The 1,981-nt window shown below is 61.6% G+C and carries 3 protein-coding genes; all 3 read right to left on the bottom strand.

Going from position 1 to position 1,981, the window contains the following annotated elements; all coding sequences use genetic code 11:
• A partial coding sequence (locus VIW95_RS04230) for a carbohydrate kinase family protein (RefSeq protein WP_331584169.1) occupies window positions 1-671 on the bottom strand: 671 nt, incomplete at its 3' end.
• On the bottom strand, window positions 671-1,360 hold the full coding sequence (locus VIW95_RS04225) for a class II aldolase/adducin family protein (protein WP_331584168.1): 690 nt from the start codon (window positions 1,358-1,360) through the stop codon (window positions 671-673). The genes VIW95_RS04225 and VIW95_RS04230, both read right to left, overlap by 1 nt.
• A 68-nt stretch (window positions 1,361-1,428) precedes the next feature.
• A partial coding sequence (locus tag VIW95_RS04220) for an aldehyde dehydrogenase family protein (RefSeq protein WP_331584167.1) occupies window positions 1,429-1,981 on the bottom strand: 553 nt, incomplete at its 5' end.

Genomic DNA, 1,981 nt, shown 5'->3' with positions numbered 1-1,981 from the left:
AGCACGACTCCGCCCACGCCGAAGAGGAGAAGTTGAATGGCAGCCTGTTCTGGCGTGTTCGATTCCGTCAGTTTGCAAGCCTGATCGGCGTTAGGCATGAACCAATCGACGAACGGCAGGCACGGCTTCAGGATCGCAAGCAGCTTGGGCGAGCCTTCACTCAGGATATCCATGCTGGTGGTCGCGCCGCCGTCACGCGCGCGCCGCAATATCTGCGCGGCGCCATCGCGCCCGAGTCCGCGCATCGAATCGTTGCCGCCGAGATGCAGATGCGACGCGTGTTCGATCAGCGGCCACGGCACCTCGTCGATCGAATAGACGGCGTTGGCTCCGATCGCGTGAAGCGCGGGCCGGTCTCCATTTGGCCGAATCGGAAGAATGCTGGCCGAGGTCTGGACGCCGGACTTCCTGACGACGTGGCTGGTATCGATGCCGAATCCATTCAGCGCGCGAACAAGAACGTCGCCGAGAGCGTCGTCGCCGACGGCGCCGACAGTCGCGACCTCGAGTCCCAATTTGGCGAGGCCGACCGCTGTGCCCGCCGCGGACCCGGCCGGCGCGAGCCTGATTTCGTCGAGCAGCACGCTGCCCTGTCCCTCGGGAATGTGCGTAACGTAGCGGCCAAGGATGTCGAGGACGTGCGCGCCGAGCGTCACCACGTATCCGCTCATCAGTGACTCGGCCTTTTGCGCGCGATTTCGCGATCCTGTCGCGCTATCACTGCCGCGTGAAGTTGCGTGACGGTTTTTTCAGGGAGCACGGTCACCGGCTTTCCGGTCGCCAGCGCTTGCATATAGATGTGCGCAGACTTCTCGAGCAGTTCGACAAAGGTGAAGGTCTTGTCCAGATCGGTGCCGATGCAGAGGGTGCCGTGGTTCTGCAAAATGTAGCAGTGGCATCGATTGGCGAGCTTGTGCGCGACATTGTCGTGCAGTTCGCGCGTACCTGACAACGCGTACGGCACTACATCGATAGTATTGCCAATGGCCAGAGTGACTTCGTCGAACAGCGGCGGGATCGGTTGATTCAGAATGCTGAGCGCGCTCGCGAAAGTCTGATGCGTATGAATGACCGCGCTGACATCGGCGCGCGCTTTGTAAGTCGCGACATGCATCGGGGTTTCGATCGACGGTTTGCGCTTGCCCTCGATTGGCGCGAGGTCGAAGTCCACGACGCAGATGTCTTCGACAGTCATCACGTCGTACTGAAGGCGGGTCGGCGTGACGGCGACGGCGTCCTCGCCTTCGACGAGCATCGAGACGTTGCCCGCGCTGCCCGACTTCGATCCGAAGTAGCCGTCAGCCGAAAGGCGCTGGCTAATGCGCAGGATTCGCTCCTTGTAGTCGTCGTAGCGTCCCATTTCAGAAAAACGCGGCCCCCGGGTATCGCTCGATTTTACGATACCGCGGGGGCGATGTTTCAAACAAATTACGAAAGTTTGACTGAGTTCACGACCTGGATTTCCGTGAAGCCCATCAGACCCCACGGGCCGTTTTCCACGCCGATGCCCGACCACTTCGCACCGCCGAACGGCAGATTGGGCGCGATCGCGAGATGCTGATTGACCCAGGCTGAACCGCACTCGAGCTGCGATGCGACTTCGGTGCCGCGGGCTGAATCGTTGGACCAGACTGAACCGCTCAGGCCGAAGTGCGTAGAGTTCGCGCGGCGGACCGCGTCGTCGACATCCTTATAGGGAATGATCGGAAGCGCGGGCCCGAATTGCTCTTCATCGACCAGCCGCACGCCGTCGGAAATATTTCCGACGATCGTCGGCGCGAAGAAGTAACCTTCCTTGCCGACGCGCGAGCCGCCGGTGACGATCTTGGCGCCGTGCTTCTTGGCGTCCTCGACCAGCTCGGTCACGCGCTCGAACTGCATCTTGTTGTTGATCGGGCCGAGCTGGGTGCCGGCTTCGAGGCCGTCGCCCACCTTGACGCCCTTGGCGATCTCGCCGAGGTTGTCGACCAACGCGTTGTAC

This window comes from Binatus sp. (SeqCode) (assembly GCF_036522015.1).
Classification (GTDB): domain Bacteria; phylum Desulfobacterota; class Binatia; order Binatales; family Binataceae; genus Binatus.
The sequence above is the reverse complement of the archived record's forward strand: the minus strand, read 5'-3'. Positions and strand labels throughout refer to the sequence as shown.

Excerpts from the sequence above, each read along its gene's own strand:
- VIW95_RS04225 (WP_331584168.1), bottom strand. The coding sequence starts at position 1,360 with ATGGGACGCTACGACGACTACAAGGAGCGAATCCTGCGCATTAGCCAG.